Genomic DNA, 23,942 nt, shown 5'->3' on the forward strand with positions numbered 1-23,942 from the left:
TTCTCCCTGACGAAGGGGGGAATGGCCTCGGCTTGCCCAAAATCAGCGGCTTCAACCACAGGGGGAACTGTGCTGCGCAAACAACAACTTTTTATCGGGATCGATGGTGGTGGCACCAAATGCAGGGCCCGACTGGAAAGTGCATCAGGTTATCTGCTGGCGGAGGCATTATCCGGGCCTGCCAATCCGGCAACTGATGCGGAGCAGGCGATTGCCTCAGTGCTGGATGCCAGTCGCCAGGCGCTGGCGGGCGCAGGTTTTACTGAATCGGCGCTTGGCAACTGCCAGGTGGTGTTGGGTCTGGCTGGTGTCAATGTGCCCACGGCGTTGCGACAGATGGAGCAATGGGGGCATCCCTTTGGCCGGATGCGGGTGACCACTGATTTACATATTGCCTGCGTCGGTGCCCATGGTGGCCAGGACGGCGGCATTCTGATCACCGGTACCGGCACTTCAGCCTTTTCGAGCATTGCTGGTGAGCAGCACATATTCAGTGCCCAGGGGTTTCCGCTTGGCGACCGCGCCAGTGGGGCCTGGCTGGGCTGGCAGGCTGTAGGTGCCACCCTGGACGTACTGGATGGCTTGCAGCCGCCCAGCGGTCTGACCCAGGCGTTGTGCCGTACTTTAGCGGTGCAGAGCAATATGGATTTGATTGCCTGCTGCCTGCCTTACAAAGCGGCCGACTTTGCCGCCTTAGCCCCTTTAGTACTGCAGTGGCACCAGCAGCACGACGCCAAGGCTATGGCCATAGTGGAGCAGGGGCGGGCTTATATCCAGGCACTGCTGCAGCGGCTAGCGCAAACCGGCGCCAACCGGATTGCCATGCTGGGCGGCCTGGCACCAGCCTGGAGCCAGCTGTTGCCCGACTCATTTTCGCAACAACTCAGCCCGGTGCTGAGCTCAGCTGAAGCCGGTGCAGTCACGCTGGCACGACAACTTTTTATGGAGACTTCGGTATGACCTTAATGCGTCAGGAAGCCAGCGAAAGCTGGCAGCGGATTGAACAGCAAATCAGAGACAACGCGGCCTTGTATCAGACCATAGCGCAGCAGATCCGCCAGTTTGACCCGGCCTTTGTGTACATTGTCGGGCGCGGAACCTCTGACCATGCCGGCGTGTTTGCCCGGTATTTGATTGAAGTGGAGCTGGGCGTGGTGGTGGCAGCTGCTGCGCCCTCTGTCGCCAGCCTGTTTGGCCAGCAGTTGCGGTTGCAGCGCGCTTTGGTGCTGCTGATTTCACAATCTGGCCGCAGTGAAGATTTATTGGCGCAGGCCAGAGCCGCCAGACAAAGTGGTGCTCTGGTGGTGGCACTGGTCAATGACATCAGCTCGCCACTGGCTGCACTGGCGGACTATGCCATCCCGTTGCTGGCTGGCCCGGAAAAAGCGGTCGCCGCAACCAAAAGTTACCTGTGCACCTTGTCGGCCTTGTTGTCGCTGGTGGCGCACTGGAAGCAAGACGAGCAATTGCTGGGCGCGCTGCAGCAACTGCCAGCTCAGTTGCAACAGGTGTTAAGCCAGCCAGCTCAGCTGCAGGCGGAGCAGGTACAGGAACTGCGCCATTCTGTAGTGCTTGGCCGGGCTTTTGGGTATGCGATAGCACGGGAAATTGCGTTAAAGATTAAAGAAGTCTGTGGCATTCAGGCCGAAGCCTTCAGCAGCGCTGAGTTTTTGCACGGGCCTATTTCGTTGCTCAATCAGCCACTGACCCTGCTGGACGTGGACCTGAGTGACGAGACGCTGCAAGCCCATCAGGCGCAGGTTGCTGAAGTACAGCGCCGTGGTGGCAAGGTACTGCATTTAATACCGGGTCTGTCTGCTGTGCATTCACGCTTGCAGCCCTTGCTGCTGATGCAGCGTTTTTATCTGGATATTGAAGCTGTGGCGCTGGCCATGGGGAAAAACCCGGATGCCCCTGTGGGATTGAATAAGGTAACCATAACCCGATGAACAGCCTGTACGTGTCCCATTGCTTTGATGGCCAGCAGTTGCTGCGCGACGTCCGGGTCGACTGGCAGCAGGACAGGATCCTGGCTGTGCAGGCCGGAGTCCGGCCGCCGCCGGAGCAGATCCAGTTGCAAGGCACCTTGTGCCCTGGTTTTATTGATATTCAGGTCAATGGTGGCGGTGGGCTGTTGTTTAACCAGCAGCCGACTGTGGCGGCGCTTAAACAGATCAGTGATGCCCACCTGCAGTTTGGCTCGACGGGTCTGCTGCCAACGCTGATCACCGACCGCCTTGAGGTGATGCAACAAGGCGCCGATGCGGTCGCCGAGCTGTTGCCGCAAACCGGTCATACGGTGCTGGGTATTCATTTTGAGGGTCCGCATTTGTCGGTGGCGCGCCGCGGTATTCACCCTGCCGCGCAGATCCGGCCTCTGACGGACGCTGAAATGCGGCTGGTGTGCCGGCGAGATCTCGGCAAAGTGCTGCTGACTGTGGCACCGGAAACGGTGCCGGTCAGCCAAATCCGTGAGCTGTGCGCCGAAGACGTGCTGGTCAGTCTGGGGCATTCGGCCTGCACCGCCGAGCAGGCCCTGGCAGCACTGGATGCCGGAGCCTGCTGCTTTACCCATTTGTTTAATGCCATGTCGCCACTGACCAGCCGGGAGCCAGGCATGGTCGGCGCGGCGCTGACCAGCCCGGCCTATTGTGGGCTGATCCTGGACCATTTGCATGTGCATCCGTTGTCAGCGCTGCTGGCGGCGCGCTGCAAAGGCGAAGACAAGCTGATTTTGGTGACAGATGCGATGGCTCATACCGGCAGCCCCTTGCAGACCCTGGCCTATCTGGACACTGAGATCCGCCGTGACGGCCTGAAGTTAACCCTGCCGGATGGCACCCTGGCTGGCTCGGCGCTGGACATGATGACGGCGCTGCAGCATTTTTGCACCGACCTGGTACTGCCATTGTCCTTTGCATTAAAAGCCCTGAGTACCAATCCGGCCCGTATGCTGGGCTTGTCGCAGCTTGGCGTATTAGCGGCTGGCAGCTCAGCCTCCATGCTGCTGCTGGACCCGCAACTGAACCTCAGCCAGTGCTGGTTGCATGGCGAACCCCAACAGCTAACTCAGAGGAAGGCAGAATGACCCATCCCGTGACTCCGCAGCAGAGCCTGCAACCTATCGCCATTATTGGCGTGCTGTTTTTTATGTTTGGTTTTATTACCTGGCTGAACGGCGCTTTGATCCCCTTTTTGCAGCTGGTCTGTCAGCTGGGTGAGTTTGAAGCTTTGCTGATTGCCTTCAGCTTTTATATTGCCTATGTCGTGATGGCACTGCCAATGGCCAAAGTACTGGCCTGGTCTGGCTATAAAAACGCGATGTCCATTGGCTTGGGCCTGATTGCTCTGGGCTGCGCTTTGTTTATTCCGGCGGCACTGAGCCAACAGTTTTCGGTATTTTTGCTGGCCCAGTTTGTGGTGGGCTCAGGCTTAACCTTGCTGCAAACCGCGTCCAACCCTTATCTGGTGCGGGTGGGGCCAGAGCAGTCGGCGGCGGCCCGTATTTCATTGATGGGCATTCTGAATAAAAGTGCCGGGGTGCTGGCGCCTATCGTCTTTACCTGGCTGGTGCTGGCGGATTTGGGCCATCTGAACGCAAGCAGTCTGGCTGCGATGGCGCCGGTTGAACAACAGCAGGCGTTGCAGCAGCTGGCGCATCAGCTGATATGGCCTTATGCCGGTATAGCGCTCGCCATGCTGCTGCTGGCGGTGGCGCTGCGTTTTTCTGCATTACCCGATTTGCCGGAGGAACCCGCGGCCTCAGCCGACGGGGAGACCTTGTCGGTCTGGCAGTACCCGCATTTGCTGCTGGGTGTGCTGACCCTGTTCTGTTACGTTGGTGTGGAGGTGATTGCCGGTGACACCATCGGCATGCTGGGTGCAGCATTGCAGCTGCCCAATGTCACCACTCTGACGTCCTACACCCTGGCCTTTATGGTGTTGGGGTATAGCCTTGGCTTGCTACTGGTCCCTCGTTTCCTGTCACAACGCCAGGCGCTGGCGGCTTCTGCCCTCTTGGGTTTGGTCTGCACCTTTGGCATTTTAGGCTCAAGCCCGCAGAGTGATGGGGTGTCTGAGCTGCTGTGGGGCTGGGCAGGCATCGGCACTTTGCCAGACCCTGTGGCCTGGGTGGCCTTGCTGGGGCTGGCCAATGCGCTGGTGTGGCCCGCGGTCTGGCCACTGGCGCTGTCTGGTCTGGCGTCCTTAACCCCAAAGGCATCGGCTTTATTGATTATGGGCATTGCTGGGGGGGCTTTGTTACCGTTGGGCTACGGCGCTTTGTCTGAGCAGTTTGGCGCCATTGCCGGTTACAGCATCATGCTGCCTTGTTATGCGATGATCCTGTATTACGCTGTGCATGGCTGCACCTTGCGCCGCAGACCTTAGACTGTTTATTCCAGAGTATCGGTGCTACATTGCTGCTTTATCAGACAAAAGCTGAACTTATCGGTTAAAAGATAAACAAGGAGTGGCTATGTGGGTTGCGATTGTTGCCGCAGTGGTAGCACTGATACTGGTGTTTTATGCGGTGGGTATCTTCAACAGGCTGGTGCTGCTGAAAAACCGTTTCCAGAATGCCTTTGCCCAGATAGAAGTGCAGTTGAAGCGCCGTTATGACCTGATCCCCAATCTGGTTGAAACCGCCAAGGGGTATATGTCGCATGAGCGCGACACCCTTGAAGCCGTGATTGCCGCCCGTAACAGTGCCAGCAATTCATTGCAGGCAGCGGCTGCTCAGCCTGCGGATGCGGCGGCTATTGGTCAGCTGGCTGGTGCTGAGTCGGCATTGCAAGGCGCACTGAGCCGTTTCAGCATGGTGATGGAAGCCTACCCTGATTTAAAAGCCAATCAGACCATGATGCAGCTGTCGGAAGAGCTGACCAGCACCGAAAATAAAGTGGCGTTCGCCCGGCAGGCCTTTAACGATGCAGTCACCGAATACAACAGCTACAAACAAAGTTTCCCTCCGCTGATTTTTGCCACCCTGTTTGGTCATCAACAGGACGCCCGATTGCTGGAGTTTGCCGACAGTGCCGCTATTCAGGCCGCACCTAAAGTCAGCTTCTAAGTACTGCGATGCGTAATTTTTTTGCCGAGCAGGACAAGGCCCGCAGCAATACCCGTCTTCTGGTGTTGTTGTTTGGGGTGGCCTTGTTGTTATTGCTGCTGGTGACCAATCTGTTGCTACTGGTGACCTTGGGGCTGCTGGAACCGGCACAGTACCAGGATCTGCACCAGTGGGCTGATGGCCGTTGGCTGCATAGCCTGCCCTGGGGCATTATGGGTGTGCTGAGCGCAGCTGTCTGTGGCGCTGTGCTTCTTGCCATTTTGTTTAAACAGGCGGCCTTGGGGCAGGGTGGACCAGCCGTGGCTCAGGCATTAGGTGGCCAACGGCTGGACCGGGCTTTGGCTGATGCGTCGCAGAGCCAACTGCTCAATGTGGTGGAAGAAATGGCGATTGCTTCAGGTGTGCCTGTGCCTCCTGTTTATCTGCTGCCTGAGCAGGGCCTCAATGCTTTTGCGGCTGGTTATTCACCTGCAGATGCCGTGGTGGGGGTGACACAAGGCTGTCTGGACCAGTTGAACCGGGATGAACTGCAGGGGGTCATAGCCCATGAGTTCAGCCATATCCTCAACGGCGATATGCGGCTGAATATCCGGCTGATTTCACTGCTGCACGGTATCGAATTTATTGGCCATAGTGGTTACTTTTTGCTGCGTCATGGCGGCGGCCGCCGCAGCTCAAATTCCAAAGATAATGGCAACGCACTGCTGCTGTTAGGCCTTGGCCTTATGCTGCTGGGCTACTTGGGGGTGTTTTTTGGCAGCCTGATTAAAGCCGCGGTCAGCCGGCAGCGTGAGTTTCTGGCCGACGCCAGTGCGGTGCAGTTTACCCGCAACCCGGCCGGTATTGCCGGTGCGCTGAAGCGGATTGGTCTGTTGGCTGAGCATGGCCGGCTCCGTCATCCGAATGCCGCTGAAATGAGTCATTTGTTTTTCGCCGATGCCTTGCCGCGTTTTACCCGGTTGCTGGCCACCCATCCGCCACTGAAAGAACGTATTTTACGGCTGGACCCACAGTGGGATGGTTCGTCCATCAACCCAACTGCCAGTGCGACACCCGCAGTGGCTAAAACGCCACAGCCGAAGGCAGCCAGCGCATTTGCCGCTTTGCCGCTGGTGCTGCTAAGTCAGCTTCGGCAGACAGCGCAGGCGCCGGTACTCTGTTGTGCCTGTTTGCTGCAACAACCCCAGAAAGATAACCAGCTGGCCTTGATAGCCAGGCAGCTGGGGCAGGAGTTTGCCCGCAGTGTTGAGCGCTTGTTGCCTGATGTGATGCCACTGAGTGCGCTGCACAAATTGCAGTTGTTGCAAGTGGCTGTGCCTGGTTTAAAGCAACTCAGTGCGGCGCAGTTTCGCCAGTTGTCAGTGCTTTGTGAGCAGCTGGTGCGACATGACCAGCAGACAGATTTGTATGAGTGGTGTGTGATCAGCTGGCTGCAGCATACGGTGGGGGCGCAGTTTGATGCCCAGTTGTTGCACCGCAGCGACAGTTGCCGGCAGCTCAGCCAAATCCAGCCTCAGGCTCTTGTATTGCTGGCGGCCTGTGCCGGGCTGGCGGAGTCTGAACAGTTACAGCAGCAAAGCCGGGTTGCAGGCTTGCAGGCTTTGAGGCTGGCACCCGACACTGCGGTGTCTGAAGCCAGTCTGGAACAGCTTAGCCAGGCCTTGCCTGTGCTGATCCATTCAGCGCCGGCTGTCAAACAGCAGCTCTGGCAGATGCTGCAGGCGGCCGTCAAGGCCGACCAATTGCTCAATGCGCAGGAATCGCTGCTGCTCTATGTTATGGCGCTGCTGCTTGAGATCCCGCTGGACCCCGAGCAGTTAGCGGCGCTGACCACTGGTTTGGTCTAATTACAGACCTTGTTCGTGGTAACGCAGCGGCACCGGCGCGGCCGGGCCAAAATAATAGCCCTGAGCATAGCGGATACCGCTGCGCTCCAGCATATCCAGCGCCTGTTTACTTTCGACCATTTCAGCAATCAGCAGTAAATTGGTTTGCCGGGCGAAGGAGCTGATATGTTCAATAAAGAGCTGCACGTCCGGGTCGTGGCTGATTAGCTCTGTCAGGCTGCCATCCAGTTTCAGACCATCCACATGCAGTTGCAGTAAATCGGCCAGGCCAATGCCGCTGGCGCTGCCAAAATCGTCCAGCACTACTTTGGCTCCCGCCTGTTGCAAGGCTTTCACCGCAGTTTTACAGCGATCAAGCTGTGGCAATACGCCAGCCTCGGCCAGTTCAAAACAGACCCGTTGTGGCTGCGGATAATGCGACAGATAGTCGAGGAAAAACTGCTGCAAGTCATCATCCAGCAAATCCCGGCAGTTAATATTCATCGACCAGCTGACCTGAGACTGGGCAAACTGACTGGCACTTTTGATAAACATCATTTTGGTCAGTTCGGCATCAAGGTAGCTGCGGTTGATAATACTTAAGAATTGATCCGGTGTCAGAATGCTGCCGTCACTGCGTAAAATCCGCGCCAGGCATTCATACTGATAAATCTCGCCGGTACTGATATGAACCACTGGCTGAAAATAAGGCACCACTTGCTCATGGCCTATGGCTTCACGCACTTCGCGGGCCATTTTGATATTGGTGTGCAGGTGCTGTTTTAATGCTAATAACGAATCGGAATAGACCAGCAGCGGTTGCTGTTGCAGTCGGGCTGAGTTGACTGCCAGAGTCGCATTCTCCAGCACTGACTGAGCGTCCCCCTGTGCAATGCCCAAAGTTACAGTGAATATCAGGTAAGGGTCGTCTGACACCGCTTCATTGAAATCAAAGTGGGTCAGCAGCTCATGCAATTCCTGATCAGGCACGGCACGGGTGCGTCGGATAGCCAGTTTTTCAAAGGCCAGCCGGTAAATACTGAAGGCGTCACCGGTATGGTTTTGCAGCTTGAGGATAAACAGCTGCATGGCCTGTTCTGCTACTGCTGTGCCATAGAGGTGACTGATTTCTTCCAGATTGTTGACCTGCACTATGGCCAGCTGGCTGTTTGACGGCCTGCCACTGCGTAAATGATCTTCCAGCGCCAGGCCATTGCGGCAGCCGGATAAGGGATCTGTCGTCAGGTTGTACCGCAGCAAAGTGGCATAACAAAGCGCCAATAATAATGCCAGGGCGAAGAAGACGGCGCTGGAGGAAATGGCTTCCGTTAAACTTTGCACCAGCCACTGCTCAATGTCGGCCAGCGCTATATCCGCTCCGACCAGGTAGACGGTGCCATCTGAACTCGTCATGGGGACCAACACGGAACGGAATTCACCAAACAGGTCTTCGGATTGTTCAAACACTGGTGTGGTGGAGGCGAAAGCGGCTTTGTTCGCTTCGGTGGCTTCAGGGTAGTAGTCGTAGAAGTAACTTAACTGGCCTTTGAGTAAATCTTCTTCTGTATAACTGGACGAAGTGAAATGCACCTTGCCATCCACCAGCACCATCGAATACAGGTATTGAATATTGATTTTTTTGGCGTAATCACTCAGGTTTTTCGCCAGCTCCAGATAACGGCTGCGTGAGATATGCTGCGCACCCTGGATGCCGTTGTGGTAGTTTTCGCCAAGCAAATAAGGAACTGCCTGAGCAGCGTCGAGCAATTTCTGATCCACCTGAGCCAGACGGCTCTGGAAGTTGTGCTGGTAATGCTGGTAACAGTACACACTGACTGCAGCCAGGTAGACCACCAGGCTAAACAACACAAAAGGCACTGAACGGATCCGCAGCATGAATGTTCCCAAAAAAACTGAATTAAAAACAAAGCTTTGATAGCTTAGCCGATTTCGTTCGGCCTGACAGCCTTTTAGCTGATTTCTGGCTCTGCACTGACTTTGCACAATTTCTGCCAGTCACCGCAATATGACTGCCAGATGAATTTTTTTAAAGACATTTTCCGGGCAATTGATTACAGTGGCGACTTTTAGAACGACCTGAAAATCTGGCCACCTGAATAAAAATTACAGGCCAGTTCCGACCCGGCGAGACAGGATAGAATGACAGAACAGAGCAAACGTCTGGCCACGGCTTCAGAAGAGGCACTGTGGCGGATTTTTACTGTGCCTGAGGCACCAGATTCTACGCTAAGCATTATTGAACAGAACATCTCGCAGAATCTGGCGGGTTTTCTGCGTGAAAGTATTGTCGCAGTTGAAAAACCCCTGTGGCAAATTGAACGTGATTTTCAGGCGCATCAAATCCCGGCCGATCCGCGTTTTGTTTCTGACTATGCTGAACAGATTATGCAGCAACTGGTGGCGCATTCAGTCCACACGGCCGCGCCCAGTTTTATTGGGCATATGACCTCGGCTTTGCCTTATTTTGTGTTGCCACTGTCGAAAATGATGGTGGGGCTGAACCAGAATCTGGTGAAGATTGAAACCTCCAAAGCCTTTACCCCGCTGGAGCGTCAGGTACTGGGCATGATGCACCATCTGGTCTACGGCGAAACGGACGGTTTTTATAAAAAATGGATGCACAGCGCCAACCACTCACTGGGCGCTTTCTGTTCTGGCGGCACCATTGCCAATATCACGGCACTCTGGATAGCCCGTAACCGTTTGTTAAAAGCCGACGGCGACTTTAAAGGTGTCGCCAAAGAAGGGCTGTTCCGCGCCATGAAGCATTATGGCTATGAAGGTTTGGCCATTCTGGTGTCGGAGCGTGGTCATTATTCACTGGGCAAAGCAGCCGACTTGTTAGGCATAGGCCGTGAGTACCTGGTGCCGGTGCAGACTGACGAGAACAATAAAGTCCGGCTTGATGAAATGCGCCGGGTAGCAGCAGAGCTGCAAAGCAAGCAGATTAAGGTGATGGCGATTGTTGGCGTGGCCGGCACCACTGAAACCGGTAATGTCGACCCTTTGCATCAACTGGCTGATTTAGCGCACGAACTGGGCTGTCATTTCCATGTGGATGCCGCCTGGGGGGGCGCGACCTTACTTTCTGAGAAATACCGCCACTTGCTCTCTGGTATTGAGCGGGCTGATTCGGTCACTATCGACGCTCATAAACAAATGTATGTGCCAATGGGCGCTGGTATGGTGGTGTTTAAACACCCGTCATCCGCCCATGTGATTGAACATCATGCCGAATATATTCTGCGTAAAGGCTCCAAAGACTTAGGCAGCCAGACGCTGGAGGGGTCCCGTCCCGGCATGGCGATGCTGGTGCATGCCTGTCTGCAGGTGATTGGCCGCAAAGGTTATGAAATTCTGATTAACCGCTCTTTGGACAAAGCGCGTTATTTTGCCGGATTAATTCAGCAGCACAGCGAATTTGAACTGATCACAGAACCTGAACTCTGCCTGCTGACTTACCGTTATGTACCGGCCGAAGTTCAGGCCGCTATGCAAGGGGCTACTGCTGAGCGACTGCAAAAATTTAATGAGCTGCTCAACGGCCTGACCCGTTTTATTCAGAAACGTCAGCGCGAAGAGGGTCTGTCTTTTGTGTCCCGTACCCGTATTCAGCCAGCACAATACCACAGGCAAGGCACAGTGGTATTCCGGGTGGTACTGGCCAACCCGCTGACGACTGATCAGATCCTGCAGGATGTGTTGGTTGAGCAACAACAGATCGCGGCACAGGACACTGAGTATTTACCCAAGTTGTTGCAGCTGGTGCGTGACAGTGCAGCTTGAATAAAGGCAGCGAACAGAATCTAAAACAGTGGCTTGCCGCTGTTTTTTTTCAGACAAATTTTGTTGCGTTTTGCCGCTTGCAGTTCAGCACCAGGCCCTTTAGGGTAGAGCAAAAGGCCAAAGGGGATTGCTGATGAGCGAAAAAGTACTGAAACTGTCCAACGACAAATGGATTTTTGGGGTTTGTGGTGGCATTGCCGATTATTTTGGCTGGTCTGCGGGCGCGGTGCGGCTGCTGTATGTGTTGGTCAGCGTATTGTCTGCGGCCTTCCCGGGTATTCTGGTGTATCTGGTGTTGTGGTTATTGATGCCAAAATCGGATTAACTGACTGGAACAAGGTGTCAGTGACTGACATCCTTGTTCCGTACGGGCGGATCAGAAACTCCACATATAACCAGCTTGCAACAGCAGCTGAGGGTTGGAGTAGTCACCCGTACCGATGGACAAACCAGGCTCCAGATAAAATCCTTTGTACGTAAATGTGGCGGATACCCCAACATAAGACCATTCGTCGACTTCATCATGCCTATCTTCAGTTCTGGAGTAACCGACTAAAAACTGAGCGCTGGAGAATGCTGAGTCTTGCTCCATAAATCGATAACCCAGTTCGATGCCCCGGGCCGCATCTCCCCAATAACCGCCGGACAATTGCAGCGGTAAGTCGGCAATTTCGCCTTTGTAGACAAAGTTTATTGCCGCCGGGGTACCGATGGAAAGGCCGATTTGGTCGTCAGCCAGAGAAGAAAACGATAATAACGCCAGAGAAAATAACAGATGTTTATTCACTTAAGATTCCTTGTGATCGTCAATAGGGGGAGTTTCAACCTCTTGTTCCGCACTGAGTCAATGAACTGCCTGTGTGGAGTGAGCTGTCGTGTTATAAACATTTGTTAATGAATTGTGGCTGAACAGATTTTCAGGCAAGCAGAGTATTGACTCAGGGGGGAACTCCCAGGGACCAAGACTGGTGTTCCCTGGGGCCAGATTTAAATTTCAATATTGTCGATAAGGCGAGTGGTGCCTAAGTAAGCGGCAGCCAGTACCACCAGCGGCTCAGAGGCCAACTTGGCCGGTTCCAGCGTCAGTTGGTTGCTGATATTCAGGTAATCCGGTCTGAAGCCTGCTTGCTGCAAACGTTGTTTGGTTTGCTGCTCCAAAGCGCGCAAATCTGTTGCGCCCGAAACCAACTGGGCTTTTAACCATTGCAGACTTTGGTAAAGCGCTGGTGCAACGGCCCGTTGTTCTGCGCTCAGGTAGCCATTACGTGAGCTCAGCGCCAGGCCATCCTCTGCACGACAGGTCGGCACGCCAATAATCTCAATAGGCATCGACAGGTCGGTCACCATCTGGCGGATAATCGCCAGCTGTTGGTAGTCCTTCTGACCAAAACAGGCGACATCGGGCTGCACCAGATTAAACAGCTTGGTCACTATGGTGGATACACCACGGAAATGGCCGGCACGACTGCCACCACAGTGGTGATCACCAAGTTGGGGCACTTCGACATAACTTTGCACATCCAGGCCACGCGGGTACATCAGTTGTGGTGTCGGGGTAAAAACTGCATCGGCCTGGTGGGCAGTTAAACCTTCGCAATCCTGTTGCAGGGTTCTTGGGTAATTATCCAAATCTTCGGTTGGGCCAAACTGCATCGGATTGACAAAAATACTGGCAATGACCCGATCAGCCTGCTGGCGGGCAACATCAATCAGGCTGAAATGGCCCTGATGCAGGTTGCCCATGGTGGGCACAAAAGCAATGCGCTCACCGGCCTGACGCCAGGCGCGAACTGTGGCACGTAACTCGTGGATATCCTGAATAATCTTCATACCGACCTCAGCTGAAACTGTGCTCTGCGCCAGGAAAAGCAGCGGATTTGACGTCCTGAATATACTTGCCAATCGCCTGCTTAATATCACCGGTTTCCTGCAGAAAGTTTTTCGAGAACTTCGGAATATAACCAGAGCTGATGCCGAGTAAGTCGTGCATCACTAAAATCTGGCCATCGGTGTCGGCACCGGCGCCTATGCCGATCACCGGAATGGTCAGGGCCTGGCTGATCCGTTTCGCCAGGGTGGAGGGTATACATTCCAGCACCAACAACTGAGCACCGGCGTCCTGCAAAGCCAGGGCTTGTTGCAACATGGATTCTGCCGCCTGTTCGTCCCGCCCCTGCACTTTAAAACCGCCAAACACATGCACAGATTGAGGCGTTAAACCCAGGTGGCCGCAGACCGGAATGCCGCGTTCTGTCATGGCTTTGATGGTGGGTAATAAGAAGTCGCCGCCTTCGAGTTTCAGCATATTGGCGCCCGCCTGCATTAGCGGAGTGGCGTTGTGCAGTGCCTGGTCGACCGAGGCGTAACTCATAAAAGGCATATCGGCAATCACAAAAGCCAAAGGCGCACCGGCACGGACGCTGCGGGTATGGTAGGCGATATCGGAGGTGGTGACCGGCAGGGTGTCGCTGTGCCCTTGCAACACCATGCCCAGCGAGTCGCCAATCAGCAGTACTTCTACACCAGCGTCAGCAAACAGCTTGGCAAAACTGGCGTCATAAGCGGTGAGGGCGGTAATTTTTTCGCCCTTCTGTTTCATTTTCAGCAGAGCTGAAGTGGTAATTTTGGCCATCTTGTTCTCATCCGACCACGAAGGGAGTTTTCGGCGCGAACCTTCGCATAATTTTACGCTGCCAGCAAGGGTTAAAGTATCGTCAGGCCCTTTTCAGGGACCAGCTCCAGCAGGCTGGCAAGTGCGGTTCCGCACGGCAAGACCAGAGCGGGAGCCAACTGGTGCAAAGGGTAAAGCACAAATTCACGTTGTTTCATGCCGTAGTGCGGCACGGTCAGGCGTTCTGTGTTGATGCACTGGTTGCCGTAAAGTAATAGGTCTAAATCCAGTGTGCGGGGGCCCCAGCGTTCGGCTTTGCGTTGCCGGCCTTGTTGCTGTTCAATCTGTTGCAATTGGTCCAGCAAGGCTTCCGGGGCCAGTTCGGTATTCAGCGCTGCCACTGCATTGACATAATCCGGCTGGTCCTGCGGTCCCATAGGCTTGGAGCCATAGAAATCCGAAACGGCAACCAGCTCAGTGTCAGGCAGCTGCCTGAGCGCCAGCACCGCCTGTTCCAGCTGCAGCACTGGTTGGTCCAGATTGGCACCAAGGCCGATATAACAGCGGATCATGACCCGCTCTGATCGGTGCGGGGGCGCCGGGTTTTGTTGTAAGAACGGCGGCGTTTTGGCCGACGTTCAATGCCTTCTTTACCCAACTGCTGCACCAGTTGTTCCCGGCCGGCTTCATCTTCCTGCTGGAAGCGTTGCCACCATTGGGCCAGCTCCAGTAAATCACCGCCTTCGGCTTTAGCCCGCAGGCAGAGGAAATCGTAAGCGCCGCGGAATTTTGTCTGCTCCAGCAGCTTAAAAGCACGGCGGCCAGCTCTTTTACTTAAACGGGACTGCAAAGACCAGATATCGCGGATGGTCAGGGTAAAGCGTTTCGGGATTGCGATGCTGCGCTGCACGTCGTCCAGCACTTCCATCATGGCAATATTAAAGGCGTCCAGCTCGTTCAGGCCGCTTTCAATCAGTAAGGTCTGAGCCCGCACTTCCACCGGGTACCATAACAAAGCCGCAAAGGTAAAAGCCGGTGTCACAGGTTTGTCGATAGCAACCCGCTCGTCGGTGTCCTGCATGGCGCTGGTGATCAGCTGCAGCATTTTGCCTTCACTGTCCTGTTTCAGGCTTTTTGCTACCCCAGGCAGAATTTGCTTGATGATGCCAAGCTCGTTCAACAGCATAAAGTTGTCAAAGCCTTTGCCAGCCAGGAACAGCTTAAGAGCTTCTTCAAACATCCGTGCAGCAGGGATGTTTTTCAGCAGCACCGACAGCTCCTGAATGGGAGCCAGTGTGTCCGGGGCGATTTGCATATTCAGTTTGGTGGCAAAACGAACGGCACGCAGCATCCGTACCGGGTCTTCGCGGTAACGGGTTTCGGGGTCACCAATGAGTTCAATTTTGCGCTCGGCTATGGCTTCAATGCCGTTGGCAAAATCATAAATGCAGAAATCATTGACCGAATAATACAGTGCATTGATCGAGAAGTCGCGGCGTTCTGCATCTTCTTCGATACTGCCATAGACGTTGTCACGCAGGATCATGCCGGCATCGCTCTGGCTGGATTTCGGGGTGCTTTCATCGCCGCTGTGGTGACCACGGAAGGTCGCTACTTCGATGATTTCACGGCCAAACACCACGTGCGCCAGACGGAAACGCCGGCCAATCAGCCGACAGTTTTTAAATACCTGGCGGATTTGCTCCGGGTGCGCATTGGTGACCACATCGAAGTCTTTCGGTTTCAGTCCCAGCAGCAAGTCGCGGATGCAGCCACCGACCAGATAAGCTTCATAACCTGCGTCTTTCAGCCGGTACAAGACTTTTAACGCATTAGGGCTGATATCTTTGCGAGACACTGCATGGGCGTCACGGGGGATTTTTTTCATCGCAGGCAACACTGTGCTGCGTTTTTCACCGTCTTTTACCTTGACGGCTGCCTCTGATGCTCTCTGGCCGAAAGTGCGGCGGCAGAATTCCAAAACACGCGAAATGATGATAATGCTCCTGAACAAGCGCTGAAAAAAGCGGCTTATGATACCGCAGCGTAAGGAGAAAATGAAAGGTTAAAGCGCAGGAAGCGTCATGGTGAGTGGCAATTCTCTGACTGCAGGTACAGCAGCCAGATCCCAGTGACAGACCGCCCAGTGTAATAATGTATGAACGGGGGCGCCTTTCAGCTCTGATGGGGGAGGGTGGCCCAGAAAACTTAACGCCGTGCTCAGTGTTTGGCTGATGGGCCAGTCCGAAATAGCGGGCGCATGGTTTTGTTTGCTCAGTTTAAAGCCTGGCTCTTTCACCGCCAGAGGCAGGTGCAGGTAAGAAGGTGCCTGAGCGCCCAACAGGGTAAACAGCGCCTGCTGGCGGGTGGTGACGTCAATCAGATCGGCGCCCCGTACCACTTGGGTGATGCCCTGGTCGATATCATCCACCACCACCACGAGCTGATAAGCAAAGAGGCCGTCGCGACGTTTAAGGATATAATCCTCCTGCGCCAGAGCTGCAGGGACCAAAGTTTGACCTTGTAGCAGGTCGGTAAATTCAGTGGCGGTCGGCGGAACTTTCAGCCGGTACGCCAAAGACCCCTGGCTCAACAGACGTTGCCGGCAATGGCCATCGTAGCCTTGCGCGAGTTGGGACGTTCTGGCTCTGGGGCAGTCGCAGCCATAGACCAACTGCTGCTGGCTTAATTGGTTCAGTACCTGTTGGTAACGCTCTAAGCGCTGGCTTTGCACCCAGACATCACCATCCCAGTGCAACCCATAAAGTTCGAGGCTGCGCAAAATGGCATCGGCAGCCCCTTTGACCATCCTGGGCTGGTCAATATCTTCCAGCCGGACCAGCCAGTCGCCTTGTTGGGATTTGGCCTGCAGATAGCTGCCGACTGCCGCGACTAAGGAGCCAAAATGCAAAGGGCCGGATGGCGATGGCGCAAACCGGCCCCTGTAGCGGGAGTTCAACTCAGGCATCGTTAGCCGCCCAGTTGTTTTTCCTTGATTTCCGCCAGTGTTTTACAGTCGATACACATATCGGCTGTTGGACGGGCTTCCAGACGTTTGATACCAATTTCGATACCACAGGTATCGCAATAACCGAAATCTTCGTCTTCAATTTTTTGCAGTGTCTTTTCAATCTTTTTCAATAATTTACGCTCACGATCCCGGGCGCGTAATTCCAGACTGAATTCTTCTTCCTGAGCGGCACGGTCGACCGGATCCGGGAAGTTGGCTGCTTCGTCCGCCATATGGTTTTTGGTGCGGTCGACTTCTTCACGTAACTGCTGACGCCATGCATCCAGAATTTTACGGAAATGCTCCAGCTGTTTTGAGTTCATATACTCTTCGCCTGGTGCTGCCTGGTAGGGCTCAACACCGGCCAGGGCCAACAGACCCAGAGTTGTTATGGTTTTGCCTTCTGGCATGATCATCTCCTGTAAAACAGTGCCAAGCAAAAAGTTGGCGGCTAGTGATAGCAGAAATTTATGTCAGCCGCAATCACTATTAAAAAAGCGGCCGAAGTATACAGAGGCAAAGGGGCAGCGTCATCCGCTTTTCGAAATTTTGAACACTTTTTCTCTGTCTGGCGCCGGAATTCAACAGGTTATTTCGTGGTATCTTTGATTAAAATATTGATTTTTATCATGATGGAGATGGCGATGCTGTGGGAATGGTGGCTGGCCTATTTAGCCTTGGGGGCTGTGGTAGGTTTTTTTGCCGGTCTGCTTGGGGTGGGCGGCGGCGGTATTATGGTGCCGGTCCTGACCTCCATGTTTTTAGCCCAGGGCTTGGGCGACCAGTCTGTCCATCTGGCATTGGCGACATCCATGGCCTCTATAGTGCTGACCTCTGTTTCCAGTATCCGCAGTCATCACCAGCATGGGGCCATTTTATGGCCTGTAGTCTGGCGTTTAAGCCCGGCTATAGTGGCTGGTACTATAGGCGCAGCGCTGATAGCCGGTGCTTTACCTTCGGTCGCGCTGGCGGTGTTTTTCTGCTGTTTTATGAGTTATATCGCTTTGCAAATGTTGTTGAATGTGAAACCCAAAGCCAGCCGTCAGCTGCCGGGCTGGGGTGGGCTCAGCCTGGCCGGGCTGAGCATAGGCGGTATTTCTGCCTTAGTTGCCATAGGCGGTGGTTCGCTGACGGTGCCTTTTTTAACCTGGTGCAATGTGCGGCTGCAGAATGCCATTGCCACTTCGGCTGCAGTGGGTTTGCCAATAGCGTTGTCGGGAACTGTTGGCTATTTGTGGTCAGGCTGGGCGGTAGAGAACACACCACAGTACAGTAGTGGTTATGTGTACTGGCCTGCCGTGGTCTGTATCTCAGTGGTCAGCTTCTTCACAGCCCCCTTGGGGGTGAAGCTGGCGCATCGGCTGCCGGTCAGTACCTTAAAGAAAATTTTTGCCGCATTACTGGTGCTGCTGAGCGCCAAGATGTTGCATAGCGTATTAGTGGCCCTCTAAAAAGTGATAAACTTGGCCCGTCTGGCAGGCCATGGCCTGCAGTTATAGGAATTTTGTGATGTCTGAATCCATTCAACTTTATTTTGGCACCCAGGCGGCGGAAAGCCGTTGGGGTAAAAATGTGTTACTCACGCCTGCTGCTGCCGGTTATCAGCTGCATGCCAACGCCAATGATTTACTGCGCTCAGTGCAAAAAGCCGGTCGTCAGCTGGACGGCTTGGGTATACAGCAATTGCAACTGGTGGGTGAAGGCTGGACTGTCGATGCGCAGTGGGCTTTGTATCAGGGCTTTTGTAATGCGAAAAAGCTTGGCGCTGTCGGCTGGACCGGCTCTGCAGCCGAACAGCAACAACTGCAGCAGCTGCACCAGTGTTTCAGCTGGGCCAAAGCCATTATTAACCAGACGCCGGACCAGTTAGCACCGCAGGTGCTGGCCGAGCAGGCCGCTGCTTTTATCACCTCTGTGGCACCCCAAGGCAGTGTCAGCTCGCAGGTGATTGCGGGTACCGCCTTGCTGGATGCTGGTTGGGTCGGGTTGCACGCCGTAGGGCGAGGCAGCGACCGTGATCCGGCGATGCTGGTGCTGGATTACAACCCGACAGGCCAGGCCGATGCGCCAGTGGCTGCTGCTTTGGTAGGTAAAGGCATCACCTTCGATAGCGGTGGTTATTCAATCAAAGCCAGTGAAGGCATGGTCACCATGAAATGCGATATGGGCGGTGCCGCCACAGTCACGGCTGCATTGGCTTTGGCCATTCTGCAAGGTTTAACCAAACGGGTTCGACTGGTGCTGTGCTGTGCAGAAAACCTGATCTCCGGCCGTGCTTACAAGCTGGGCGACATTCTGACCTATAAAAATGGCGTCAGTGTCGAAATCGTCAACACGGACGCTGAAGGCCGTCTGGTGCTGGCTGATGGCCTGATGTGTGCTGCTGAATCCAAAGCGCCGTTGATTATTGATGCCGCCACCTTAACAGGGGCTGCCATGATGGCGTTGGGCACTGAATACAACGCGGTTTTTGCGTTGGATAAAGCCTTGGCTGGCCGGGTACTGGGCTATGCTGAGCAGGTGTCAGAACCGGCCTGGCAATTACCGCTGGAAAAATGGCATCAGGGGCAGTGCCCTTCGCCTTATGCCGATACGGCCAACAGTCGTTCTATTAAAGGCGGGGGTACCGGCGGTGCCAGCAACGCTGCAGGTTTCTTAAGCCGTTTTGTACCAAATGACGGCAAAGGCTGGCTGCATCTGGATCTGGCTGCGGCCTTCAACAGCAGTGCCAATGGTTTCTGGGGCGCTGGTGCCACAGGCCAGGGCATTCGTTTAATCGCCCATACTCTGCAAGCAGAATAGTTCAATTCCTAAAGCGCTGGCTGCTGTACAATTCAGCAGTCAGGGTTTTCAAGCTTCGGTTCAGCGGAAAAAGCCGTTACCATGGGTATATCTAAACTGAACTGCAGAACCCGATGACCTTACCTGTCGCTGACATTTGTCCTGCTCTGCTGGACCATCTACAACGTCACAGCAAAGTCCTGTTGTCTGCGCCACCAGGGGCAGGCAAGTCCACTTATTTGCCGCTGTTTTTGCTGCAACAGCCACAATGGCAGCACAAAACTATTTTGATGCTGGAACCCCGGCGTCTGTCGGCGAAAAGCATTGCGGCTTATCTGGCTTCTCAGCTGAATGAACCTTTGGGACAGCGTATTGGTTATCAGATCCGTCATGAACAGAAGTTTTCTGCCCACACTCGTTTGCTGATTGTTACTGAAGGGATTCTGCTGCGAAAAATTCAGTCAGACCCTGAACTGTCCGGCATCGATCTGATCATTTTCGATGAATTTCATGAACGCTCATTGCAGGCCGATTTAGCGCTGGCATTGTGTCTGGAAGTACAGCAGTTGAATGAACAGCTAAAGCTGCTGATTATGTCGGCCACTCTGGATTTGGATGCGATGGCGAAGCAGCTGGAGGCTCCGGTGTTGCAAAGTGAGGGCCGCAGTTACCCGGTGGAGATCCGCTATCAGGCTCCTTCCTCCGAGCCTGTCTGGCTGCAATGTGCCAGGTTGGCGCTGCGGGAAAGCCAGCTGCAGCAAGGCAGTCTGCTGGTGTTTTTGCCCGGCCAGCGTGAAATCGAACAAGCTCAGCAATTTTTGCTGGAACACCATCAAGACCCAAGGCTGGATTGTTACGCCTTGCTCGGTGCGCTCACACTGGAACAACAACAGTTAGCGATAGCCCCAAGCCCGGCCGGGCGGCGTAAAATAGTGCTTTGTACCAATATTGCTGAAACCAGCCTGACCATAGAAGGCATCAGCCTGGTCATTGATTCCGGCCTTGCGCGTGAGGCGGTCTTTCATCCGCGGCATGGCTTAACCCGGCTGGAAACCGTAGCTATCAGTCAGGCGTCGGCCACACAGCGGGCTGGTCGGGCTGGTCGTCTAGGGCCTGGGCTCTGTTACCGGCTTGACAGCCCCGAACTGTGGCAACGCCGACAGGCGTATACCAAAGCTGCCATTCTTCAATCCGAACTGACAGGTCTGGTGCTGGAGTCTGCCGCCTGGGGCTGTCCTGCTGAACAGCTGTTCTGGCTCGATGCTCCGCCTGCGGCCAATCTGTCGCAGGCACGTTGGGTGTTGCAGCAACTGGGGGCTTTGGATTCTAAGCAGCAAATTACTGCGCTTGGCCGCCAACTACTGCAACGAGGTAGTGACCCCCGGCTGGCGGCTATGCTGCACTATGGCCAGGAGCTGGAACTGCAAGGTGAGCAAGGCGCAGCCTGGTTAGCCGTGGTCTTGATGACCTTATTGGAACAACGTCGGCCCGGTGGCGAGGAGAACCTGGATCAGCTGCTAAGCCGGCCATTGCCTGCGGCCTTGTTACAACAGGCCAGGCTGCAGGCCCGCCAGTTGAATATCAACAGCGCATTTCAGTTTCCTTTGCATCTGACCGCTTTATTACTGAGCCGGGCCTTTCCGGACCGTATTGCGCAAAAACGCGGTAAGGGGTACTTGCTTGCCAATGGTGCCGGGGTTCAGCTGTTTCCGGACAGCAGCCTGCAGGGTGCAGAACTGCTGGTCGTGGCCGATGTGGTGTTTCGTGAAACGGCCATTGCCAGTCTGGCGGTGCCCTGGTCTTTGGATGAACTGAAGATCAACTGGAAGCCGCAGTTACAACAGCTGCATTTTGTCGGCTTTGATGACAAAGCCGGGCGTTTCATCGCTGAGCAGCAGCTGTGTCTGGGTAAACTGGTGCTGGAACGCAAAACTCTGACGCAGGCATTGTCGGAGCAGGATATCCAACAAGGCTGGTTAGCCTATCTGACGGAACAGGGACTGGCTCCCTTACCCTGGACTGAGCAGGCCAGACAGCTGCAACACAGGGTTGAACTGGCACGACGCCTGTCGGCAAGCAGCCTGCCAGCCATGGATGAACAAAGCTTATTGCAAGAAGCCGCTGATTGGCTGTTACCTTATTTGGGGCGAACTTATAAGCTGGCCGATTTAACCAAACTGGATCTGTACAGGCTGCTTTGGCAACGGCTGGACTACCAGAGCCAGCAGCAACTGCAGCAACTCTGTCCAGACAGTTGGCGTTCAGCTACAGGCTCTATGATCCCCTTGCATTATCAGGACGATGGTGAAGTGTTGCTCTCCATCCGTATTCAGGAAATGTTCGGACAGCTTGACACTCCTACCGTTGTTCATGGGAAAAAATCGGTACGTATTGAACTGTTATCGCCTGCCCGTCGCCCCTTGCAACTGACGCAGGACCTGGCCAGTTTCTGGCGCAACAGCTATCAGGACGTGAAAAAGGAAATGAAGGGACGGTATCCGAAACATTATTGGCCTGACGACCCGGCCCAGGCGATGCCAACCAATAAAACCAAAAAAGCTATGCACCAATGACAGACAAAACCAAAACAACCAGCCGGACAAAAAAGAAAGCCACAGCAAAGACCTCAGGTTTTGGCCGCTACCTGCTGTGGCTCAGCATTAAACTGAGCCTGGCGGTCATGCTGGCACTTGGCATTTACCTGATTTACCTCGACAGTAAAATTACCCAGCTGTTTTCCAATCATCAGTATGAAGTTCCTGCACAGGTCTATGCCCGCAGTCTGGAGTTAAAACCTGGCAAAAACCTGACTCAGGGCCAGTTACTGAAGGAGCTGGAACTATTGCAGTACCGCAAGGTAGACAAGCTGACAGGTCCAGGCCAGTACCAGACAAAAGGGGGGCAGGTGATTATTTACCGGCGCAGTGCCCAGTTTGCCGATGGTTTTGATGAGCAGGAGGTCTTTACTGTCAGTTTTGGTGCTGGCCGGGTGGCATCCATTTATGATCATCAATTGAAAAAAACAGTCAACAAGGCGCGGCTTGAGCCTCAGCTGATTCATCATCTGGTATCCAAACAGCAGGAAGACCGTGAACTGGTGAGCCTGCAGGATGTACCTGAAAAGATCAAAGATGCACTGCTGACGGTCGAGGATCGGGATTTTTATCAGCACCACGGTGTGTCGCTCTGGTCGGTGTTACGGGCATTTTGGGTCAATTTGCAGGCTGGCCGTACTGTTCAGGGGGGGTCAACCCTGACCCAGCAACTGGCAAAAAATATGTACCTGACGGAAGATAAAACGCTGATCCGGAAGGTGAATGAAGCACTGATTGCCCTGATACTGGATTACAGATACAGCAAAGACGAAATTCTGGAAGCTTATCTGAATGAAATTTTTGTCGGCCAGTTTCACAACAATGCAGTGCATGGTTTTGGTCTGGGCAGTAAGTTTTATTTTGGTAAACCACTGAATGAACTGCGACCTGCCGAATACGCACTGCTGATAGCTCTGGTCAAAGGCCCCTCCTATTATGATCCGCGCCGTTTTGGTGCCCGGGCAAAAGATCGGCGTGATTTGGTACTCAGAGTGCTGCGCGACGAACAGCTGCTCAGTGCTGCAGACTACCAGGCCGCTGTTGAGCAGCCTCTGGCAGTGATACCCATGGGGCAACATTTAAAAGCCAAAGCGCCCGCTTATCTGGATGCGGTCAAACGCGAGCTTAAAAGCATTATTCCTGAGCAGGATAGACTGCAATCTGGTTTAAAAATTTACACTTATATGGACCCACAGGCTCAGCTGGCGGCGGAGGAAGCGGTGCGGCAACGTTTGAGTGCGTTGTCAGATAAGCTTGAAGCAGCCATGGTGGTGACGGACTATCAGGCCGGTTCTTACAAAGCCATAGTCGGCGGGCGGGATGTGCATTTTGCCGGTTACAACAGAGCGCTCGATGCGAGGCGGCAAATTGGCAGTATTGTCAAACCAGTACTGTATTTGCAGGCTTTAAGCAGGCCAGCCGAGTTCAGTCTGGCGACTGTGCTGGATGACAGCCCCATTTCGTTGCGAACCAGCCAGGGGCCCTGGGTCCCAAAAAATTTCGATAAAAAATTCAGAGGCAATGTGACCCTGTTGCAGTCATTGTCGGAGTCACTGAATGTGCCGACGGTGCGGCTGGGATTGATGCTGGGATTACCTGCATTAAAAAGTGGTATGCAACAGCTGGGATTGCAGCGCGATTTAACCTTGCAACCTTCGGCCTTTTTAGGCGCGATAGAGCTGACTCCGGCCGAAGTGGCTCAGCTGTATCAGACCATAGCGAATAAAGGAAAATACCAGCAGTTGGCTGCCATTGAGGCCATTACCGGGCCACAAAGCCAGACCATCTATCAGCGCAGAAACATTGTGCAACAAAGAATTACAGAAGAAGCCGATTATCTGCTGCAGTATGCTATGCAGCAGGCTGCCCGCAGTGGTACCGCAAAATCACTGGCCACTCAGTTCCCCGGAATCCGTTTTGCTGGAAAAACCGGCACTTCCAGCGATCATCGGGACAGCTGGTTTACCGGTTTTGATCATGAAACATCGGTGACCATCTGGCTGGGACGGGATGACAACAAAGCGATAGGTTTAACTGGTGGTTCAGGTGCACTGACGCTCTTTGCGCAATACTTCCGCCAGACACCTCCGAATTCCTTGTTCAGGGCTGTACCTGTGGATGTAACATTAGGCCGCTTTTCTGTTTTTTCTGGTCAGGAAGTGGAAGACTACTGTGATAATGCATTGATTTTGCCTAAGATTATAACCCGGCTTCCATTATCGGACTGCGACTGAACACGGAG

20 protein-coding genes are annotated in these 23,942 nt (G+C 54.2%); 12 read left to right on the forward strand and 8 right to left on the reverse strand.

Annotated features, from left to right (window positions below):
* Window positions 1-69: 69 nt before the first annotated feature.
* The 6 genes from WKJ03_RS14865 (at window position 70) to WKJ03_RS14890 (ending at window position 6,918) form a co-directional block, all read left to right on the forward strand.
* Window positions 70-960: a BadF/BadG/BcrA/BcrD ATPase family protein gene (locus WKJ03_RS14865; RefSeq protein ID WP_337843018.1), complete on the forward strand. Its 891-nt coding sequence runs from the start codon at window positions 70-72 to the stop codon at window positions 958-960.
* Window positions 957-1,949: an SIS domain-containing protein gene (locus WKJ03_RS14870; RefSeq protein WP_337843019.1), complete on the forward strand. Its 993-nt coding sequence runs from the start codon at window positions 957-959 to the stop codon at window positions 1,947-1,949. The genes WKJ03_RS14865 and WKJ03_RS14870 overlap by 4 nt, the downstream gene beginning before the upstream one ends.
* Window positions 1,946-3,088 (forward strand): N-acetylglucosamine-6-phosphate deacetylase, encoded by a 1,143-nt coding sequence (nagA, locus tag WKJ03_RS14875; protein ID WP_337843020.1) that lies wholly within the window; start codon window positions 1,946-1,948, stop codon window positions 3,086-3,088. Before WKJ03_RS14870 ends, nagA begins: the two co-directional genes overlap by 4 nt.
* Window positions 3,085-4,389: an MFS transporter gene (locus WKJ03_RS14880; RefSeq protein ID WP_337843021.1), complete on the forward strand. Its 1,305-nt coding sequence runs from the start codon at window positions 3,085-3,087 to the stop codon at window positions 4,387-4,389. The genes nagA and WKJ03_RS14880 overlap by 4 nt, the downstream gene beginning before the upstream one ends.
* 88 nt (window positions 4,390-4,477) lie before the next feature.
* Entirely contained in the window at window positions 4,478-5,071 is a 594-nt protein-coding gene (locus WKJ03_RS14885; RefSeq protein WP_337843022.1) for a LemA family protein, read from the forward strand.
* 8 nt (window positions 5,072-5,079) lie between these two features.
* Complete coding sequence (locus tag WKJ03_RS14890) at window positions 5,080-6,918, forward strand: M48 family metallopeptidase (protein WP_337843023.1); 1,839 nt, start codon at window positions 5,080-5,082, stop codon at window positions 6,916-6,918.
* On the opposite strand, the gene WKJ03_RS14895 is transcribed toward WKJ03_RS14890, so the two are convergent.
* Window positions 6,919-8,793, reverse strand: a complete 1,875-nt coding sequence (locus tag WKJ03_RS14895; protein WP_337843024.1) for an EAL domain-containing protein — start codon at window positions 8,791-8,793, stop codon at window positions 6,919-6,921. It abuts the gene before it with no gap.
* A gap of 264 nt (window positions 8,794-9,057) precedes the next feature.
* Here WKJ03_RS14895 and panP point away from each other — a divergent pair, with 264 nt between their 5' ends.
* Together panP and WKJ03_RS14905 are read left to right on the forward strand one after the other, a co-directional pair.
* Window positions 9,058-10,704 (forward strand): pyridoxal-dependent aspartate 1-decarboxylase PanP, encoded by a 1,647-nt coding sequence (panP, locus tag WKJ03_RS14900; RefSeq protein WP_337843025.1) that lies wholly within the window; start codon window positions 9,058-9,060, stop codon window positions 10,702-10,704.
* 133 nt (window positions 10,705-10,837) lie between these two features.
* Complete coding sequence (locus tag WKJ03_RS14905) at window positions 10,838-11,029, forward strand: PspC domain-containing protein (protein ID WP_337843026.1); 192 nt, start codon at window positions 10,838-10,840, stop codon at window positions 11,027-11,029.
* Window positions 11,030-11,080: 51 nt separating this feature from the next.
* On the opposite strand, the gene WKJ03_RS14910 is transcribed toward WKJ03_RS14905, so the two are convergent.
* From WKJ03_RS14910 to dksA, 7 genes are all read right to left on the reverse strand, one after another.
* Window positions 11,081-11,491, reverse strand: coding sequence for a hypothetical protein (locus WKJ03_RS14910; RefSeq protein WP_337843027.1), 411 nt, complete (start codon window positions 11,489-11,491; stop codon window positions 11,081-11,083).
* Between the two features lie 200 nt (window positions 11,492-11,691).
* A complete protein-coding gene (panC, locus tag WKJ03_RS14915; protein WP_337843028.1) occupies window positions 11,692-12,534 on the reverse strand; it encodes a pantoate--beta-alanine ligase in 843 nt (280 codons plus the stop codon).
* Between the two features lie 7 nt (window positions 12,535-12,541).
* Complete coding sequence (panB, locus tag WKJ03_RS14920; protein WP_337843029.1) at window positions 12,542-13,336, reverse strand: 3-methyl-2-oxobutanoate hydroxymethyltransferase; 795 nt, start codon at window positions 13,334-13,336, stop codon at window positions 12,542-12,544.
* Window positions 13,337-13,407: 71 nt separating this feature from the next.
* Window positions 13,408-13,887 carry a 2-amino-4-hydroxy-6-hydroxymethyldihydropteridine diphosphokinase gene (gene folK, locus WKJ03_RS14925; protein WP_337843030.1) on the reverse strand — a complete coding sequence of 160 codons (480 nt, stop codon included), beginning with the start codon at window positions 13,885-13,887 and terminating at the stop codon, window positions 13,408-13,410.
* Window positions 13,884-15,203, reverse strand: a complete 1,320-nt coding sequence (gene pcnB / locus WKJ03_RS14930) for a polynucleotide adenylyltransferase PcnB (protein ID WP_337843031.1) — start codon at window positions 15,201-15,203, stop codon at window positions 13,884-13,886. The genes folK and pcnB overlap by 4 nt, the downstream gene beginning before the upstream one ends.
* 177 nt (window positions 15,204-15,380) lie before the next feature.
* Complete coding sequence (gene gluQRS / locus WKJ03_RS14935) at window positions 15,381-16,283, reverse strand: tRNA glutamyl-Q(34) synthetase GluQRS (RefSeq protein WP_337843032.1); 903 nt, start codon at window positions 16,281-16,283, stop codon at window positions 15,381-15,383.
* Between the two features lie 2 nt (window positions 16,284-16,285).
* Window positions 16,286-16,735 carry an RNA polymerase-binding protein DksA gene (gene dksA / locus WKJ03_RS14940; RefSeq protein WP_337843033.1) on the reverse strand — a complete coding sequence of 150 codons (450 nt, stop codon included), beginning with the start codon at window positions 16,733-16,735 and terminating at the stop codon, window positions 16,286-16,288.
* 234 nt (window positions 16,736-16,969) lie between these two features.
* Here dksA and WKJ03_RS14945 point away from each other — a divergent pair, with 234 nt between their 5' ends.
* The 4 genes from WKJ03_RS14945 (at window position 16,970) to mrcB (ending at window position 23,934) form a co-directional block, all read left to right on the forward strand.
* Window positions 16,970-17,776: a sulfite exporter TauE/SafE family protein gene (locus tag WKJ03_RS14945; protein WP_337843034.1), complete on the forward strand. Its 807-nt coding sequence runs from the start codon at window positions 16,970-16,972 to the stop codon at window positions 17,774-17,776.
* A gap of 58 nt (window positions 17,777-17,834) precedes the next feature.
* Window positions 17,835-19,127, forward strand: coding sequence for an aminopeptidase PepB (gene pepB / locus WKJ03_RS14950; protein WP_337843035.1), 1,293 nt, complete (start codon window positions 17,835-17,837; stop codon window positions 19,125-19,127).
* Window positions 19,128-19,240: 113 nt separating this feature from the next.
* Window positions 19,241-21,679 (forward strand): ATP-dependent helicase HrpB, encoded by a 2,439-nt coding sequence (gene hrpB / locus WKJ03_RS14955; RefSeq protein ID WP_337843036.1) that lies wholly within the window; start codon window positions 19,241-19,243, stop codon window positions 21,677-21,679.
* Window positions 21,676-23,934 carry a penicillin-binding protein 1B gene (mrcB, locus tag WKJ03_RS14960; RefSeq protein WP_337843037.1) on the forward strand — a complete coding sequence of 753 codons (2,259 nt, stop codon included), beginning with the start codon at window positions 21,676-21,678 and terminating at the stop codon, window positions 23,932-23,934. Before hrpB ends, mrcB begins: the two co-directional genes overlap by 4 nt.
* The last annotated feature ends 8 nt before the right edge of the window (window positions 23,935-23,942 follow it).

Source organism: Rheinheimera sp. (genome assembly GCF_037442525.1).
Classification (GTDB): Bacteria; Pseudomonadota; Gammaproteobacteria; order Enterobacterales; family Alteromonadaceae; genus Pararheinheimera.

Bases quoted from the DNA above. Each gene is read 5' to 3' on its own strand.
- panP (WP_337843025.1), top strand. From the start codon at position 9,058: ATGACAGAACAGAGCAAACGTCTGGCCACGGCTTCAGAAGAGGCACTG.
- WKJ03_RS14890 (WP_337843023.1), top strand. From the start codon at position 5,080: ATGCGTAATTTTTTTGCCGAGCAGGACAAGGCCCGCAGCAATACCCGT.
- WKJ03_RS14895 (WP_337843024.1), bottom strand. From the start codon at position 8,793: ATGCTGCGGATCCGTTCAGTGCCTTTTGTGTTGTTTAGCCTGGTGGTC.
- WKJ03_RS14905 (WP_337843026.1), top strand. From the start codon at position 10,838: ATGAGCGAAAAAGTACTGAAACTGTCCAACGACAAATGGATTTTTGGG.
- mrcB (WP_337843037.1), top strand. From the start codon at position 21,676: ATGACAGACAAAACCAAAACAACCAGCCGGACAAAAAAGAAAGCCACA.
- WKJ03_RS14945 (WP_337843034.1), top strand. From the start codon at position 16,970: ATGCTGTGGGAATGGTGGCTGGCCTATTTAGCCTTGGGGGCTGTGGTA.
- WKJ03_RS14870 (WP_337843019.1), top strand. From the start codon at position 957: ATGACCTTAATGCGTCAGGAAGCCAGCGAAAGCTGGCAGCGGATTGAA.
- dksA (WP_337843033.1), bottom strand. From the start codon at position 16,735: ATGCCAGAAGGCAAAACCATAACAACTCTGGGTCTGTTGGCCCTGGCC.
- nagA (WP_337843020.1), top strand. From the start codon at position 1,946: ATGAACAGCCTGTACGTGTCCCATTGCTTTGATGGCCAGCAGTTGCTG.
- panB (WP_337843029.1), bottom strand. From the start codon at position 13,336: ATGGCCAAAATTACCACTTCAGCTCTGCTGAAAATGAAACAGAAGGGC.
- hrpB (WP_337843036.1), top strand. From the start codon at position 19,241: ATGACCTTACCTGTCGCTGACATTTGTCCTGCTCTGCTGGACCATCTA.
- WKJ03_RS14885 (WP_337843022.1), top strand. From the start codon at position 4,478: ATGTGGGTTGCGATTGTTGCCGCAGTGGTAGCACTGATACTGGTGTTT.
- WKJ03_RS14880 (WP_337843021.1), top strand. From the start codon at position 3,085: ATGACCCATCCCGTGACTCCGCAGCAGAGCCTGCAACCTATCGCCATT.
- pcnB (WP_337843031.1), bottom strand. From the start codon at position 15,203: ATGAAAAAAATCCCCCGTGACGCCCATGCAGTGTCTCGCAAAGATATC.
- folK (WP_337843030.1), bottom strand. From the start codon at position 13,887: ATGATCCGCTGTTATATCGGCCTTGGTGCCAATCTGGACCAACCAGTG.
- gluQRS (WP_337843032.1), bottom strand. From the start codon at position 16,283: ATGCCTGAGTTGAACTCCCGCTACAGGGGCCGGTTTGCGCCATCGCCA.
- pepB (WP_337843035.1), top strand. From the start codon at position 17,835: ATGTCTGAATCCATTCAACTTTATTTTGGCACCCAGGCGGCGGAAAGC.
- panC (WP_337843028.1), bottom strand. From the start codon at position 12,534: ATGAAGATTATTCAGGATATCCACGAGTTACGTGCCACAGTTCGCGCC.